This is a genomic window from Micromonospora sp. LHW51205 (assembly GCF_003315815.1).
Lineage (GTDB): Bacteria > Actinomycetota > Actinomycetes > Mycobacteriales > Micromonosporaceae > Micromonospora > Micromonospora chalcea.
Genome location: NZ_QMEZ01000001.1, coordinates 802,649 through 817,881 on the forward strand (window position 1 = coordinate 802,649; position 15,233 = coordinate 817,881).

At 68.4% G+C, this 15,233-nt stretch carries 16 protein-coding genes and 1 tRNA gene; 8 read left to right on the forward strand and 9 right to left on the reverse strand.

Features of this window, described 5'->3' with window-relative positions; all coding sequences use genetic code 11:
- Nucleotides 1-91: 91 nt before the first annotated feature.
- The 3 genes from DQE82_RS03685 to DQE82_RS03695 are packed head-to-tail and all read left to right on the forward strand — an operon-like array spanning nt 92 to nt 3,750.
- Entirely contained in the window at nt 92-904 is an 813-nt protein-coding gene (locus DQE82_RS03685) for an SGNH/GDSL hydrolase family protein (protein ID WP_043326542.1), read from the forward strand.
- 58 nt (nt 905-962) lie between these two features.
- Nucleotides 963-2,225 carry an acetyl-CoA C-acetyltransferase gene (locus DQE82_RS03690; RefSeq protein ID WP_113972009.1) on the forward strand — a complete coding sequence of 421 codons (1,263 nt, stop codon included), beginning with the start codon at nt 963-965 and terminating at the stop codon, nt 2,223-2,225.
- Between the two features lie 40 nt (nt 2,226-2,265).
- Nucleotides 2,266-3,750, forward strand: a complete 1,485-nt coding sequence (locus DQE82_RS03695; protein WP_113972010.1) for a CYTH and CHAD domain-containing protein — start codon at nt 2,266-2,268, stop codon at nt 3,748-3,750.
- A gap of 101 nt (nt 3,751-3,851) precedes the next feature.
- Here the strand turns inward: DQE82_RS03695 and DQE82_RS03700 are convergent, their stop codons facing one another.
- From DQE82_RS03700 to DQE82_RS31410, 3 genes are read right to left on the reverse strand one after another with little or no spacing between them, the layout of a single operon-like run.
- A complete protein-coding gene (locus tag DQE82_RS03700; RefSeq protein WP_069087424.1) occupies nt 3,852-4,172 on the reverse strand; it encodes a hypothetical protein in 321 nt (106 codons plus the stop codon).
- Nucleotides 4,173-4,210: 38 nt separating this feature from the next.
- A complete protein-coding gene (locus tag DQE82_RS03705) occupies nt 4,211-4,969 on the reverse strand; it encodes a Bax inhibitor-1/YccA family protein (RefSeq protein ID WP_030501314.1) in 759 nt (252 codons plus the stop codon).
- Nucleotides 4,879-5,208 carry a Bax inhibitor-1/YccA family protein gene (locus DQE82_RS31410; RefSeq protein ID WP_113972011.1) on the reverse strand — a complete coding sequence of 110 codons (330 nt, stop codon included), beginning with the start codon at nt 5,206-5,208 and terminating at the stop codon, nt 4,879-4,881. Before DQE82_RS31410 ends, DQE82_RS03705 begins: the two co-directional genes overlap by 91 nt.
- 445 nt (nt 5,209-5,653) lie before the next feature.
- On the opposite strand from DQE82_RS31410, the gene DQE82_RS03715 reads away from it, so the two are divergent.
- The 3 genes from DQE82_RS03715 to DQE82_RS30495 all read left to right on the forward strand — a co-directional run bounded on the left by DQE82_RS03715 (nt 5,654) and on the right by DQE82_RS30495 (nt 7,898).
- Complete coding sequence (locus DQE82_RS03715) at nt 5,654-6,373, forward strand: BTAD domain-containing putative transcriptional regulator (RefSeq protein ID WP_158559963.1); 720 nt, start codon at nt 5,654-5,656, stop codon at nt 6,371-6,373.
- Between the two features lie 869 nt (nt 6,374-7,242).
- The gene (locus DQE82_RS30490; RefSeq protein WP_147265117.1) at nt 7,243-7,560 is read left to right on the forward strand and encodes a hypothetical protein; all 318 of its coding nucleotides are present in this window, start codon (nt 7,243-7,245) and stop codon (nt 7,558-7,560) included.
- Nucleotides 7,561-7,598: 38 nt separating this feature from the next.
- Nucleotides 7,599-7,898 carry a hypothetical protein gene (locus tag DQE82_RS30495; RefSeq protein WP_147265118.1) on the forward strand — a complete coding sequence of 100 codons (300 nt, stop codon included), beginning with the start codon at nt 7,599-7,601 and terminating at the stop codon, nt 7,896-7,898.
- Nucleotides 7,899-8,131: 233 nt separating this feature from the next.
- Here DQE82_RS30495 and DQE82_RS03720 read toward each other — a convergent pair whose 3' ends face one another.
- The 4 genes from DQE82_RS03720 to DQE82_RS30500 form a co-directional block, all read right to left on the reverse strand.
- Nucleotides 8,132-8,773, reverse strand: a complete 642-nt coding sequence (locus DQE82_RS03720) for a hypothetical protein (RefSeq protein WP_113972013.1) — start codon at nt 8,771-8,773, stop codon at nt 8,132-8,134.
- Nucleotides 8,763-10,034 (reverse strand): hypothetical protein, encoded by a 1,272-nt coding sequence (locus tag DQE82_RS03725; RefSeq protein ID WP_113972014.1) that lies wholly within the window; start codon nt 10,032-10,034, stop codon nt 8,763-8,765. The genes DQE82_RS03720 and DQE82_RS03725 overlap by 11 nt, the downstream gene beginning before the upstream one ends.
- Nucleotides 10,031-10,783, reverse strand: a complete 753-nt coding sequence (locus tag DQE82_RS03730; protein ID WP_113972015.1) for an ATP-binding cassette domain-containing protein — start codon at nt 10,781-10,783, stop codon at nt 10,031-10,033. The genes DQE82_RS03725 and DQE82_RS03730 overlap by 4 nt, the downstream gene beginning before the upstream one ends.
- Before the next feature lie 485 nt (nt 10,784-11,268).
- The gene (locus DQE82_RS30500) at nt 11,269-11,580 is read right to left on the reverse strand and encodes a hypothetical protein (protein ID WP_147265119.1); all 312 of its coding nucleotides are present in this window, start codon (nt 11,578-11,580) and stop codon (nt 11,269-11,271) included.
- 191 nt (nt 11,581-11,771) lie between these two features.
- Here DQE82_RS30500 and DQE82_RS30505 point away from each other — a divergent pair, with 191 nt between their 5' ends.
- Nucleotides 11,772-12,086: a hypothetical protein gene (locus DQE82_RS30505; RefSeq protein WP_147265120.1), complete on the forward strand. Its 315-nt coding sequence runs from the start codon at nt 11,772-11,774 to the stop codon at nt 12,084-12,086.
- Between the two features lie 155 nt (nt 12,087-12,241).
- Here the strand turns inward: DQE82_RS30505 and DQE82_RS03735 are convergent, their stop codons facing one another.
- Both DQE82_RS03735 and DQE82_RS03740 read right to left on the reverse strand, forming a co-directional pair.
- Complete coding sequence (locus tag DQE82_RS03735; RefSeq protein WP_043326550.1) at nt 12,242-13,087, reverse strand: Bax inhibitor-1/YccA family protein; 846 nt, start codon at nt 13,085-13,087, stop codon at nt 12,242-12,244.
- A 110-nt stretch (nt 13,088-13,197) separates the two neighbouring features.
- Nucleotides 13,198-13,278: transfer RNA gene (locus DQE82_RS03740), tRNA-Leu, on the reverse strand.
- Between the two features lie 89 nt (nt 13,279-13,367).
- Here DQE82_RS03740 and DQE82_RS03745 point away from each other — a divergent pair.
- Nucleotides 13,368-15,197, forward strand: a complete 1,830-nt coding sequence (locus tag DQE82_RS03745) for a hypothetical protein (RefSeq protein WP_113972016.1) — start codon at nt 13,368-13,370, stop codon at nt 15,195-15,197.
- Nucleotides 15,198-15,233 lie beyond the last annotated feature (36 nt).

The following is a 15,233-nucleotide window of genomic DNA, read 5'->3' on the forward strand; positions in this document are numbered from 1 at the left end:
GGAGTGCTGTCATGAGCGAGCGCAGCGAGCGAATCGGCCAGCTCAGCGCAAACGTGCCTCATGACGGCACGGAGCGAAGCGGAGTGCTGTCATGAGCGAGCGGAACGAGGTGGCCCGGTGGGGCCGGGCGGCGGCCCTGTCGCTGCTGGCCGGCACGGTGGGCGGCGCGGCGGTCCTCGCCGGGCAGGCCATCGCCGCCCGCAGCCGGGAGTACGCCCAGCCCGAGCTGGGTCTGGTGTTGCGCGCGACGGTCGGCCGGGCGGACGCGCCGCCGCTGCGCCTGGTGCTGCTCGGCGACTCGTCGGCGCTCGGTGTCGGCGTCGACCGCTTCGAGGAGACGATCGGCGGTCAGCTCGCGAACCTGCTCGCCGAGGGGCCGCACGGCCGCCGGGTGCATCTGTCCAGCGTCGGGGTCTCCGGCTCCCGCGCCACCGACCTGGCCACCCAGGTGGCCCGGGCGCTGCTCGGCGAGCGGCCCGACGTGGCGGTGGTGCTGATCGGGGCGAACGACGCGACGGCGCTGAGCCGCCCGGGTGACGCGGCCGCCTATCTCGGCTCGGCGGTGCGCCGGCTGCGGGAGGCGCACGTCGAGGTGGTGGTGGGCACCTGCCCCGACCTCGGCGCGGTACGCGCGGTCGCCGCCCCGCTGCGTCAGGTGCTCGGCTGGTCCGGCCGGCGGATGGCACGGGCCCAGACGGCGGCCGTGCTCGACGCCGGTGGCACGGTTGTCGACCTGGGCACCGAGACGGGCCCGGTGTTCCGCGCGGATGCCGGCACGCTCTGCCGCGACGGCTTCCACCCGTCCGCCGACGGCTACCGGGTCTGGGCGCACGCCCTGCTGCCGGCGGTCGAGGCGGCGGCGACTGTCGCGTTCCGGCACCACCGCCGACCGCCCACGGGGTGACATTTCCCGCCCACCGCACACCTTCCCGCGCATGTTACCGGCGCGTTAACGTTGGCTCATGCCGATTGAGTCGCCCCGCGACGCCGTCATCGTCGCCACCGCCCGGTCCCCCATCGGCCGCGCGTTCAAGGGTTCCCTCCGCGAGGTCCGCCCGGACGACCTCGCCGCCACCATCGTCCAGGCCGCCCTCGACAAGGTTCCGGCGCTCGATCCCACCACCATCGACGACCTCTACCTCGGGTGCGGCCTGCCCGGCGGCGAGCAGGGCTTCAACATGGCCCGGGTGGTCGCCACGCTGATGGGTCTGGACGGCCTGCCGGGCGCCACGCTGACCCGCTACTGCGCGTCCTCGCTCCAGACCACGCGGATGGCGATGCACGCGATCCGGGCCGGTGAGGGCGACGTGTTCATCTCCGCCGGTGTGGAGATGGTCTCCCGGTACGCCCGGGGCAACTCGGACACGCTGCCGCCGGAGGCGCAGGCGCTGGTCGGCGGCGGCTGGGAGAACCCCCGCTTCGCCGAGGCCCGGGAGCGTTCCGCGGCCCGCGCCCAGGGCGGCGCCGAGGTGTGGGCCGACCCGCGCGAGGCCGGGCAGCTCCCCGACATCTACCTCGCCATGGGCCAGACCGCGGAGAACCTGGCCCAGGTATACGACGTGACCCGCGAGGACATGGACGCGTTCGGCGTCCGCAGCCAGAACCTCGCGGAGAAGGCGATCGCGGACGGCTTCTGGGCCCGCGAGATCACCCCGGTCACCACGCCGGACGGCACAGTTGTCAGCAGCGACGACGGCCCGCGTGCCGGGGTGACCCTGGAGGCCGTGGCCGGTCTGAAGCCGGTGTTCCGCCCGGACGGCCGGATCACCGCCGGCAACTGCTGCCCGCTCAACGACGGCGCCGCCGCAGTAGTGATCATGAGCGCCGAGCGGGCGTCCGAGCTGGGTCTCACCCCGCTGGCCCGGATCGTCTCCACCGGCGTCAGCGCGCTCTCTCCCGAGATCATGGGCCTGGGCCCGGTCGAGGCGTCGAAGCAGGCGCTGAAGCGGGCCGGCATGACCATCGACGACGTCGACCTGGTCGAGATCAACGAGGCGTTCGCCGCGCAGGTGATCCCCTCGTACCGGCAGCTCGGCATCCCGGAGGAGAAGCTGAACGTCGCCGGTGGCGCGATCGCCGTCGGCCACCCGTTCGGCATGACCGGCGCCCGGATCACCGGCACGCTGCTCAACGCGCTGGAGTGGCACGACAAGACCATCGGTCTGGAGACCATGTGCGTCGGCGGCGGCCAGGGCATGGCGATGGTGCTGGAGCGACTGAGCTGAGACCGGTTCGCCGGCGCGCGGGCCGGGTACGGGAGGCCGTATGGCGACCGTCGTGGAACGTGAGCGCAAGTACTCCGGCGACGAGGGTTTCCAGCTGCCCGACCTGACCGGGTGCGGTGGCGTCGTGACCATGTCCGACGCCACCGTCTCGGATCTGGACGCCGTCTACTGGGACACCGACGACCTGCTCCTGCTGCGCAGCGGGCACGCGCTGCGCCGGCGTACCGGGGGGCACGACGCGGGCTGGCATCTCAAGGTGGGCGCGGTCGGCGGCGCGCGGGTCGAGCACCAGTTCCCGGCCGGGGCGTCCGACGACGGCCCGCCGGCCGAGATGGTCGCGCTGATCCGGGGCGCGTCGCGGGGCCGTACCGTCGCTCCGGCCGCCCGGGTGGTCAACCGCCGCCGGGAACGGCGGCTGCTGGACGCGGACGGCCGGGTGCTGGCCGAGGTGGCCGAGGACGACGTCCGGTCCGAGGATCTGGTGGACGGCGCCGCGCGGACCTGGCACGAGATCGAGATCGAGCTGGTCGACGGCGACGAGGCGCTGCTCGACGCGCTGGGCGAGCGGCTGCGCGCGGCAGGTGCCCGGGAGGTGGCGGTCAGCAAGTCGCACCGGGCCGTCGCGGGCCGGATCGAGCGCTTCGACGACCGGGAACCGGACGGCCCGGTGGGGCCGGTCCTCACGTACGCCAGGGCGCAGCGGGACGCGATCGTCGGCAACCACGCGGCCGCGTACCAGGGTGACGAGGACGCGGTCCACGACATGCGCGTCGCGGCCCGCCGGTTGCGGGCGACGCTGCGTACGTTCCGGGGGTTGTGGGACCGCCGGGAGAGCGAGGCGGTCCGGGCCGAGCTGCGCTGGCTCGGCGGCGAGCTGGGCCGGGTCCGCGACACCCAGGTGATGGCGGCCCGGCTCACCGAGGCGGTGCACGAGCTGCCGGACGAGCTGGTGCTCGGCCCGGTGGCCGCGCGGATCGGCGAGCGGTTCGCGGCCGACCTGGCCGGGACGACGGCGGCGCTGCGGTCCGCGTTGGACTCCGACCGCTATGCCGAGCTGCTGGCCCGCCTGGATCGGCTGGTCGACGGCGCACCGGCCGACGTGGGCCGGCGCTGGGTGGACCGGCGGATCCGCAAGGCGGTACGCCGCGCTGACGAACGGCTGGACCGGGCGCTCACGCTCGAAGGGACGGCCGGGGACGCGGCGCTGCACGAGGCGCGTAAGAAGCACAAGGCGGCCCGGTACGCGGTGGAGGTGCGGGAGCCGAGCGCCGGCAAACCGGCCGCCCGCCTGGTGAAGCGGTTCAAGGCGCTCCAGGATCTGCTCGGCGCCCACCAGGATTCGGTGGTGACCCGGGAGACGCTGCGGCGGCAGGCGCTCCAGGCGTACGCCGACGGCGAGAACACGTTCACCTACGGCCTGCTGCACGGGAGGCAGGCGGAGGCCGCCGGCCACGACCGCCCGGCGGTCCTGCGGGCACGCGACCGGGCCCGACGCCGCAAGGCACGCCGCTGGCTCAACCCCTGACCGCCCCCCGCCACCCGGTCGATCATGAAGTTAGCGGGGATCCGCGTCCGTTTTGTCGCCGCCAACTTCATGATCAACGCGACGAAAGGGCAGGGGGCGGGTCAGAGGGCGGCGCGGGTTCGGGTTATCGCCTCGGCGGCCTCGGCCAGGACGGGGGCGGGAGGATCGGCCAGCGTCAGGTCGGCGGTTACCACGCGGAGCTGGTCTGGGAGCGCCTGGTCGCTGGGGAGCCGGGGCACCTCGCGGCGCGGCTCGCCCGCCGCGTCGGCGGCCAGGTTGGCGATCTCCTGGACCAGCTTGTGCACCAGGTCGGCCCGGGACACGTTGCCGCCCTCGGCCTTGGCCGACCAGCGCGGCTGCTGCCAGTGCCCCACCTGTCGGACCAGCAGGGTCACCGCCCGGTCCAGTTCCGCTGCGCTCATCGCCGCCGAGTCTACGGCGACGCCGGGCCGGAGCGTGCTCAGCGGCGTACGTAGCTGAGCAGGCGCAGGATCTGCCAGTACAGGAAGATCAGCCCGACGAGCAGCCCGAACGCGCAGTACCAGGCGTAGCGGCGGGGCAGCCGATTCGCGGCCGACCGCTCGACCAGGTCGAAGTCGAGGATGAAGCTGAGCGCCCCGGCGATGATCGCCACCACCGAGAACACGTACGGCAGCCAGCCCACCCGGTCGCTGAGGCTGTAGACGGCCACGCCCTGCCGCCCGGTGAACAGGTACGCGAACAGGTTGACCAGGCCGATCGCCACGATCCCGACGAGCGTGCCGATGACCAGGCGGGCCAGGCGCGGCGTGGCGCGTACCAGCCGGGCCCGGTAGAGCACTGCCATGCCGAGGAAGACGCCGAACGTGCCGACCACCGCCTGCGCCACGATGCCCGGGTAGACCAGTTCGAAGGCGCGGCTGGCCACCCCGAGCAGCAGCCCCTGCAACACGGCGTACCCGACGATGACCGGCGGACTGGTGATCTGCTTCAGCGAGATGACGAGCACCAGGGCGAGGCTGGCCAGCGCGCTTCCGGCCAGCGCGGCGGAGATCCACGCGGCCTGCGGCACCAGCACCCAGGACAGCGCCGCCGTGACGCCGGTGACCAGCAGCAGGCCCACGGTGCGGCTCACCACGTCGGCCACTGTCATCGCGTCGGCGGTTCCGACCCCGAGCACCTGCCGTTCGGCGCGGCCGACGTCGTCCAGCCGGTCCAGCACCGGATTGGCACTGCGCACCGTGACCACCTCCCGCCCACGTACCCGAGTCCCACTCTGCCCCGGGCGGCCCGGAAGAGGCGGGAAAACGGCGACGCCCGCCGCCGCGGATGCGGCAGGCGGGCGTCGGCGATGCCGAAGGCGGCCGTCCAGGCGTAGCGCTGCGGGAGACCCGCGGCCCCTCCTCGATCTGCGCGAAGTTGAGCACGAAGCTCAGCGACGCCCACCACGATGCAGACCAGGCTGAAGCCGATCGCCAGCGGGCTGCAAGCGACTCGAACGCCTTGCTGACCACGCCGACGAAGACGCCCCCGATTAGCGAGTACGTACGATCAGGACGGCGCGCCTTCACCCTTTCGCCTCCCCAGTCCTCCACCTTTGACGGGCCGCTGGTCAAGGCCGCCAGGTCATTCACCGGCTCTTATGGCAGCCGCTCAGGTCCAGAAAGTGCTAGACGCCCGGCACCCGGCACAGCCCATCCGAATGATGTGCTCACCATCGGTGACTCAGCCCTCTTGCACGGCGGGCGACCACCCTTTCTCAGAGCGGCAGGTAGGTTTGCCCTGTCCAACGAAGTCACGGGATGCTGGGCCGCCCCTCAACCAAATGGCCTTGCCGGCCATCGATGGATGCGGTAGCCTACAGCGTACCGTCTACGGGGGCGATATGCACATTTCAAAAACAAGTTTAAACCTATTGGGCCACGTGCGCATTGGACAGATCAATTCGCGGCCATGGGAAACAACCATGGTTCGCGGTTTGATTTCAGCTTTGGCTGCAAACCAGGGAACGATGGTCTCAACCTACCGTCTCCTCAACTGGCTCTGGGACGAACCGCCAGCATCCGCTGAGGCGAACATCAGAAGTTACGCCACGAAGTTGAGGCGCTCACTCCTCGACTCAACCAGCAATCTTCGCCTTGTCACTTATCGCGGGAATGGATACGCCCTCGAATTTGATGAAGCCGACCTCGACGTCAATGAGTTCAAGAAGCTCCGGATAGCTGGACAGCAGTTAAAGGCCCGCGGCGACCTGACTGCCGCAGCTCACACGATGCGAGCCGCGCTGAGCCTTTGGCAAGGCCGAGCAGGTGACGACCTTCCCAAGACCGTTAGCATGGGCATGCACGCCGACGGGCTCAATCTGGACTGGCTCAGCACCACAGAAGAACTGGCCGAAATCGAGTTCGAGATAGGCGACCTCGAAGTCATGGTCGCGCGATTGATGAATCTCCTCGCGACCGATCCGGCGAGAGATCGAGGATGGGCCCTCTTGGTGAGAGGACAGAACCTCATCGGCGGCCACTCGTGTGCCGTGCAGCTCGTTCAGAAGGCACGCGTCGTACTCGCCCAGACAACCGGCTCAACCCAGCACCCGCATACTGACTATGCGGCACGACAACTGAGCGGCCGACGTCCAGTATAGAAAAGCGTAACGTTCCGCAGAAAAGGCAACGGAAGATCGACAGCCCGGGGGAGCCATTCTCATCCCGGGCTGATCTTCGCCGGCATCAAGGGCACCCGTCACTCATGTTATCGCGGCGCTAGACATTTGCACCCCTAGTTCTAGACCGATTTTCCAGGGCGGCTCCAAGCCGGACTGTGCAGCGCGGCGGGAAGCTCGCCGCCCGCAGCGCTTCCGCGCCGCGCTCCGGTCACGGCGCCGAAGGACTGGCACCGCTTTGAGTAGCCCTGACGCCCGAACGATCTGGTGAATCGCTTGCACACAAGCGAAATTTCCGCGAGCTGGTCGAGGCGCCTCGGCCCCCGGGCCGAGCAGACCGCAGTGGGCCGGCCGATGTTGATCGACACGGCAGGGCGCATCTCAGGTATGCGAAACATGTGCAGCGAAAAGTCAGACTTGCATTCGAAAGCGAAGCAGGCCCTCGGGCCGCACTTCGCCTGTCCCATACAGAGGGGAGTCCAATGAGGGCGAGACGAAGAGTCGCAGCGTTTGCTGTTGGCTTGGGAGCAATGGCAAGTGCGATGGGACCGACGCTGCCGGCGATGGCAGACGGCGATACCAGTCGACACTACGGCTGCGCAGCACACTGGCGTGCGACCGCAACCTGGAACGAGTGCCAGAACAGCTCGGGCGTCCAGATCAGGCTTCGGTCCGACTGCGACTGGCAAGTCGATCACGACGGTGCCTGGAAGACAATCAAGGGGACGGTTAACCCGGTCGACACATACGAATGCCGGATCAAAGCCCTCGGCGCGTCGAACGGATTCCGCTAGGCACTCGTGACACCTGCACAGCTTCCGTCGGGAAACAAGACACGAAAGGGCATCCCCATGCGAGGGAGCAAGAAGCACGTTTTTTTTGCGGCGGCAACACTGGCCACCGCAGCCGCTCTTGCCTATTCGGCTGCACCGGCCATGGCCGCGGGCGATACCGCGCGTCAGCACGGATGCGCGGCGCACTGGCGGAACACCGCTTCATGGAACGAGTGCCAGAACTCACCCGGCATCTACGTCCAACTGCAGGCCGACTGCAACTACACATCCGACTACACCGGCAAATTCCGGTATGTCAAGGGCTCGATCGACCCCGCGGACCAGCACGAATGCAGATACCACGTGAACAGCGCCCTGGTTGCCTTTCATTCCTGACAGCAAGGAGCTATTCAATGAGGGCCATAAAGCCATTTGTGGGTCTACTGACCGCTGCCGCCCTTCTGCCGATCTTCGCCGTCCCGCAGACGGCAAGTGCCAGCGGCGATACTCAGCGGGTCCACGGTTGCGCGGCGCACTGGCGCGTCACCGCCACCTGGAACGAGTGTCAGAACAGTTCTAACGTCACCGTTCAACTGCAAGTCGATTGCACCTGGGAGAGCGGGAACCCGGACTACTACTCGCCCTGGGTGACGGTGAATGGCTCCAAGGACCCGGTAAGCCGACACGAATGCATAAACCGGGCCGCGAAGGCTTGGAACGGCTTCCGCCTCTGACTCGGACAGCGGCGCTCTCCGGCGCTGAGAATCAGGACTGACCGGAGCCTTCACAACAGCAGACCGGTTAGCGCAGGGCGCTCCGCGGGGGATGCGAAAGTTCGCCGATATTCGCCCGCCGCGGGGCGCCCTGTTCGTGCAGCCCGTTGAGCGTGGACTTGCCGTCAAATCCCCGGATGACGCCTGGACCGGTGCTCGAATTCGAGCACCGGTCCACTGATCCAGGACGCGCGTCAACGGCGAAACATCACTAGATGCCTCCCGAAGTTGAACCGCCGGGCCCTGGGGTTCGTGGCGAGGGCTGCTCCCGCGGCAAAGACCCCTATCGAGATCAGCGCCGTCTCCACCGACAGGTGCAGCATCGGGGTTGCCCACGCCTTGGGTTCGTTCGTGTGGTAGCTGAACCCGAACCAGTCGTATGGGAAGAAGGCTGCTAAAGGCAGCGCCCAGGCGAGCCTACGTCCGAACAGCGCCGCGGAGACGAGAGCGACTCCTGTCCAGAAGACGAGATTTCGCAACGCGTCCGGGACTGCTCGTCCGACTCCACCGACAACGAGGCCCAATCCCAGAAAGACCGCCGCCACGAGCATGCCCGCGACCAGGGCGGTGAGGTCGAACCGCCAGAGCTGCCGGCTGGCACCAGCTTCCAGCATGTCCATCTCGGACCAGATCCCGGCAGCTATCGCGGCTGCGGCGGGGATCGGAAGCACCACCCAAACCGGCATGGCCACTGATCCGGTCGCCGTCGCGGTGGGAACAGACATCTCCAGTGCACCCCACACGGCGGCGAGAATCCCGATGAGTGCGAGGACGAACGAGGTACTCCTTGCCCGGCGCGACCGAAGGTAGAAGATCCTCTCAGTTCTATCCTCCACAGGTTGTCTCCCGAACGATGGCGATCTTGGACCGCGCCCAGTCCACCTGCTGCGACTCCGACGAGGCGAGCACTCGCGTCAGTTCCTCCTCGTCGTATTCGAAGCCTCCGTGGATGTCGGAGGGCTTCGGTCCGTAGACACGAGCGACGATCCATTCCTTCAGAATCGTGAACGCCTCGGCGTTCCTCTGGAGGTCGAGATCGTTCATCGGTTCGCAGGCAGGCACCCCGAAGGTGTCGTTGAGCGACGTAGACACCATGCCGCGCGTGGCTGCCCAGTCTCCGAGCACGAGAGCGAAGTCGCTGTTGCTACCCAGCGGCCCTCGCAGCCCTTCCTCGTAGAACGTTCCGGGCACGACCAGTACCGCTGAAAGAGCGCCGAGCCTCTCCGCGACGGGGACCATCCGGGCCAGGTGGACGCGCTGCTCGGGCCACACGCACACCTTGGGGGTGGAGTCGGAACACAAGGGCTCTTCCGGGGCTGGACGAGCCGAGCGGAGCGGCCCCGCGACATATATCAACACGAGGGAGAGCACCACGGCTCCGGCGGAGGCCAGATAGGCGGCATGCTGGAACTGGTAGCCGCGCCCGAACCACGACCACGACCGTCCGGCCGCCGTTCCCCCCGCCGAGAGTGCCGCCCCGACAAGCGCGGCCGCCAAGGCCAGGCGCGCGAGCATGGGCGCCAACTCAACTTTGAACTGCGGAGCGCCGGACAGGACCGCGAGTTCAAGGAACGGTAGTACACCGAACCCGACGATCATGAACACCACCACAGGTCCGATGAGTGGTGCCGCGATCTTGCTTTGGATGGTACGGCCCAACAGATGACCCAGCGCGCAGGTGCAGACGATCAGCACTGTGGCCAGGACCAGGTAGCCGGGCCAGAGGAAACCGCGTGGGGAGTCGCCGATCGCGGTAGTAACCGCCGCGACAACTGTTCCCACCAGGAACGGCATGAGGCCGTAGACGACCGTCGTCGCGAGCTGAATTGCCTCCCGACGCCAGGGCGGTGAGGCTGCCGCCGCCATGTTCTCTGTCGTTTCGGACCGGTACACCCGGCCGGAAGCCCATGCCGCCCCGGCCGCCAGAATGATTGCGAAGTAGAACACCGGAAGCTGCGCGGCAGCACTGGTCTGGGGCCAGACACCGATCCACTCCGTGGACCGACTGAAAAGCATCGAGACATCCACCAGCACGAGGAAGGGAAGCCACCACCTGAGAGGCGACCGCCGCATCTCGATGAAAAAGATCTTGGTCATGAGGGGACCTTCATCATCTCCAGCACGGAGGTGTAGCCCCGTTCCAGTGCGGTGTCCCCGCGGGCGCCGTGACGGGCGGCGTTCTCCAACTCGGTGGGCGTACCACGAAAACGGAACTCCCCGTCCTCCATGACAATAGCTTCGTCACAGGTGGCCGAAACGTCCTCGACCAGATGGGTGCTGAGGAGGACTGTGGTGTCGGAAAAGGAGCGTAGGAGATCCCGGAACTCCAACCGCTGGGCGGGATCCAGCCCCACTGTGGGCTCATCCAGCAAGATGAGGCCAGGGTTTCCCACGATCGCCTGGGCCACACCACATCTTCTGAGCATGCCCCCGGACAGCTTCCGCAACTTCGTTTTTGACTGGGCCGAAAGAGACACCCTCTCGATAGCTTCGATCGTTGCCTCGTGAATCTTCTTCCGATCCACCTCGCGCAACCATGCGCAGTAGCGCACGAACTCATATACAGTGAAGTTCGGAAAGAAGCCGAAGTGTTGCGGCAGGTAACCGATCTGCCGTCTGGCGAGGCGTATATTCGAGGCTCGATCGAGCCGGTTACCGCAGATCGTCAGATCGCCCCTCACGGGCGGCACGACTGTAGCGAGCGTCCTGAGGAGGGTCGTCTTTCCAGCACCATTTGGACCCAGTAGCCCAAATATTCCCTTGCCTAGCACGAGGTCGAGGTTCTCCAACACCTTCTTAGTTCCATAGCCCTGAGTGATTTCTCGTGCTTCAATTGCTCTGGTCATACATCCAGCCCTCCGTAAAGGGGTGCTCCCCCGCGTCAATCTGGCGCAGGGAAGCACCCCTGCTATTTCGCCCTACGAGAAGGAGTTGGCGGCACTCAAGGCGCGTAGGTCACACTCAAATCGATCCACCGGATTGACGGACCCCTTCACCGTACGCCATTGCCCACTGTAGTCAAGTTGCCAGTCGCAGTCGACTCTCAGCTTGATTTTGACACCGGGCGAGTTCTGGCATTCATTCCACGCGGCTGTGGTACGCCAGTGTGCCGCGCACCCGTACTGCCGGCTGGTATCTCCGTCCGCCATGGCTGGGTTGCTCCCCGGCAGGGCAATAGCGGTACCGATCATCGCGGCAACGGCCAACAGGGCTGGCTTCGTCCTCATGATTTCCCCCGTCGATTCTTGAATCAAATTCCTGGTCACAGAATTTCGGCTGCTCTCGGATACTCCCGCAGCGTACGGTCAGGTCGGATGATTATCCGGCGAACCTACTTGAACCCGAGCGCGGCACCGTTGGCCTTCCATCGGCACTCGAACCGGTCAAGCGGGTTGACGGTGCCCTTCACGTACTTGTAGCTCCCTGTGTAGTCACCCTGATTGTTGCAATCACTTTCAAGCCGGACGTCTACTCCGGTTGCGTTCTGGCATTCGTTCCAGGTCGCGGTCTCCCGCCAGTGCGCGGCACATCCGTGGTAGCGGCCGGTGTCGCCGCCTGCTTGGGCGGGCGGTGCCACGAGAATCAGGCCTGCAAGCCCTGCCAGTAGTCCGATAACCGCTTTACTTGATCGTCGCAGCTGCATGTCGGCGCTCCCTCAGTAGGTTGACGACTCAGCGGGTCGGTGCTCGCATCTTGGCACCGCGTCCCGCAGGGTAGCGCCCAATATCGACAGCCTCCGCATGTCGTCCGCATACGCCAAGTCGCGCACGTATGCGCTCCAGGTGCATACGTGCGCGAGCCTCGACCCGATATTGCTAGAGCTGAGGAGGAAAAGTGAATCGCAAGCTCAATCTCGCTGCTGCGGGCGTGCTCGCAAGCTTTGCCGCGGTCGCGTTGTTGGCACCACTACCCGCGCAAGCCGCTGGCGACACTTCCCGTTACAAGGGTTGCGCTGCCCACTGGCGCAAGACCGCAACGTGGAGTGAGTGCCAAAATTCCCCTGGTGTGGAGTTGCAGTTCCAGGCGATTTGCAACAACTCCGGCGACTTCAAGGGCCTCTGGCGCAAGGTCACCGGGAGCCTCGACCCGGTCGACCGATTCGAATGCCGGTGGAGCGCGGTCGAGGCGTACAACGTCTACAAGTCGTGATTTTGCGGCACCCCGCGATCAGCACGCGCCGGCCGCCCGTTCGCCGGTGGGGCGGCAGGTAGCGAACATGGAAGTGCCTCTGGGCTGGAACGTGAATCCGTCGTGGTCGACGTCGTTCCGCCTCAGAGGCACTTCTTGGGTTTGGTTCGGCGACGTCAGTCGTCGCCCTGGAAGTAGCTGAGCAGCCGCAGGATCTCGATGTAGAGCCAGACCAGGCCGACCACGATGCCGAAGGCGGCCGTCCACGAGTAGCGCTGCGGGAGTCCCATCCGGACCCCCTCCTCGATGTCGGCGAAGTTGAGCACGAAGCTCAGCGACGCCACCACGATGCAGACCAGGCTGAAGCCGATGGCCAACTTGCTGCCATCCCGCAAGCCGGTGTTCACGCCGGCCAGGGACAACACGAAATTGATCAGCATGACCGCGAAGAGGCCTGCCATGATCGAGACCAGGATGCGGGCGAACTTCGGGGTAGCCCGGATGATCCGCGCCTTGTAGATCATCGCCATGAGGAAGAAGACGCCGAAGGTCGCCACCACGGCTTGGAGCACGATCCCGTCGTACCGCGCCTCGAACGCCTTGCTGACCATGCCGACGAAGACGCCCTCGATGATCGAGTACGCCACCACGAGCGCCGGGTTGGCCATCCGGGAGAACGAGATGATCAGACCCAGCACCAGGCCGACCACCGCGGCGCCGATCCACGCCACGCCGACGAGCGAGTCCGGCACGAGCACCCAGGCCGCAGCGGCCGAGGCGCCGAGGATGGCGAGCATGAGGACCGTCTTGACGACCACGTCGTCGAGCGTCATCGGGGTCACGGTGGGCGGTGCCACCGGCTGGCCGTAGCCGCCCGGGTAGGGCTGGGCGTAGGGCTGCTGCGGGTACTGCTGCTGGGGGTATCCGGGCTGACCGTAAGGCCCGGGCTGGGCGTACCCGGCCGCCCGCTCACGCTCTGCCGCCTGGCCGAGCCGGGCGAGCACCGGGTTCGAGGTCTTCACTTCTCAGGCCTCCCTCAGGGGGTCGATCGCACGTAGACGTGCTACTCCAGGGTAGACGTGGCCGCAATCGCGCGTGCGACGGCTAGCTGTGGGAAACCTGAGAGTTCGTGTGCCCGGGGCGGGGGTCGAACCCGCACGCCTTGCGGCAGCCGCTTTTAAGGCGGCCGTGTCTGCCGTTCCACCACCCGGGCGGGTGACACCGGCGCGCCGACACGCGCGGTGCAGATCTCACCGTAGCGGCTCGGCCGCGACCCGGCGTACCCCGACGGCTGCGGCCGTTATGGTCGAGGCCGTGACCAGCGCCGCCCGCACGGCCTCCGGGCCCGACCAGGTCCGGGCGGCCCGCCCGGCGACGGTCACGCGGCGGATGACGGCCGCCGTCCGGCGGCGCCGCGCCGACCTGCTCGTGGGGCTGGCGTTCGCCGCGTTCGCCGCCTGGCTCACCCACGGCCTCTGGCCGGCGCCGGGCACGCGGGTACTCGCGCTCAACCCGGCCGACCAGACGCTGTACGAGTGGTTCCTGGCGCTCGACGCGCGTGCCCTGCGCGGCGAGCTGAGCCTGGTCAGCGACCGCCTGAACGCGCCGGACGGGGTCAACCTGATGGCGAACACCTCGGTCGTCGCGCTCGGCGTGCTGCTCGCCCCGGTCACGCTGGCGTTCGGCGCGCCGGTCACGTTCGCGCTGCTGGTCGCGCTCAACCTGGCCGGTACCGCGCTGGCCTGGTACCTGCTGTTCACCCGCGTCCTACGGGCCCGCCCGCTCGCGGCCGGGCTGGGCGCGTCACTGTGCGGCTTCGGGCCGGGCATGGTCTCGCAGAGCAACGGCCACCTGCACATGACCGCGCAGTGGCTGGTCCCGGCGCTGGTCTGGCTGGTCGTCCGGCTGCTGCGCGCCGCCGACCCGGCCGGGCGCCCGGACGGCCCGGACCGCCGCCGGATGATCTCGTCGGCGGCCGGGCTCGCCGCTGTCGTCACCGTGCAGGTGTTCGTCGGCGAGGAGGTGCTCTTCCTCACCGCGCTCACACTGGCGGTGATGACGCTCGCGTACGGGCTGGCCGACCGGGAACTGCTGCGCCGGGCCGGTCCCGGCTTCGCCCGCGGGCTGCTGGGCGCGGCCGGGCTGGCGCTGCTCGTGCTGGCGTACCCGCTCTGGGTGCAGTTCGCCGGTCCGCAGGGCGTCGCCGACGGGATGTTCCCGCCCGCCTACTTCTCCGCCGACCTGGCCGGCTGGACCCGCCTCTCCGCGCTGACCGTGTTCGGCAGCCCGGAGGCGGTCCGGCTGACCACCGGTCCGGCCGAGTTCACCACGTTCCTCGGCTGGCCGCTGCTGCTGGTCGCGGTCGGCTGCGCGGCCTGGCTGGGCCGGCGGCCGCTGGTGGTGGCGCTGGTGGCAGGCGCGCTGGTGACGGCCGCGCTCGCGCTCGGCCCCGAGGTCGTGGTCGGCGGCGAACGGACCGGGCTCCCCGGCCCGTACCGGCTGCTGGCCGGGCTGCCGGTGGTGGACGGCGCGCTGCCGATGCGCTTCGCGCTGGCGGTGCTGCCGCTGGTCGGTACCGTGCTCACGCTCGCCGTGCACCGGGCGCTCGGCGAATCCGGCCGGGCCCGCCGGGGCGTCCCGATCGCGGTCGGCGCGGCGGTGCTCAGCGTCCTGCCGACGCCGCTGCCCACGATGGACCGGCCGCCGCTGCCCGAGTTCGTCACCGGCGGCCACTGGCGGCAATGCGTACGCCCCGGTGGGGTGCTGGTGCCGGTGCCCACCGCCACTCCGCAGACCCCCTGGCCGATGCGCTGGGCCACCGCCACCGGCGTCGGCTTCGCCATGCCGGAGGGCTTCTTCATCGGCCCGTACGGGCGGGGCGGCTCGGCCACCATGGGCACCTGGCAACGCCCCACCTCGGCCCTGCTCGCCGACGTGGCCCGCCGGGGCGTGGCGCCGGCGGTCGGTGACCGGCAGCGCCGCCAGGCCGCCCGGGACGTCGAGTTCTGGCGCGCGTCCTGCGTCGCGGTGACCGACGACGCGCCGCACGCGGACATGCTGCGCCGCACCCTGGAGCAGTTGTTCGGGCGGCCGGGTACGCGGCTCGCCGACGCCTGGACCTGGCGCTTCTGATCCCGGACACGGCGAAGGCCCCTCCCGCGTACGGGA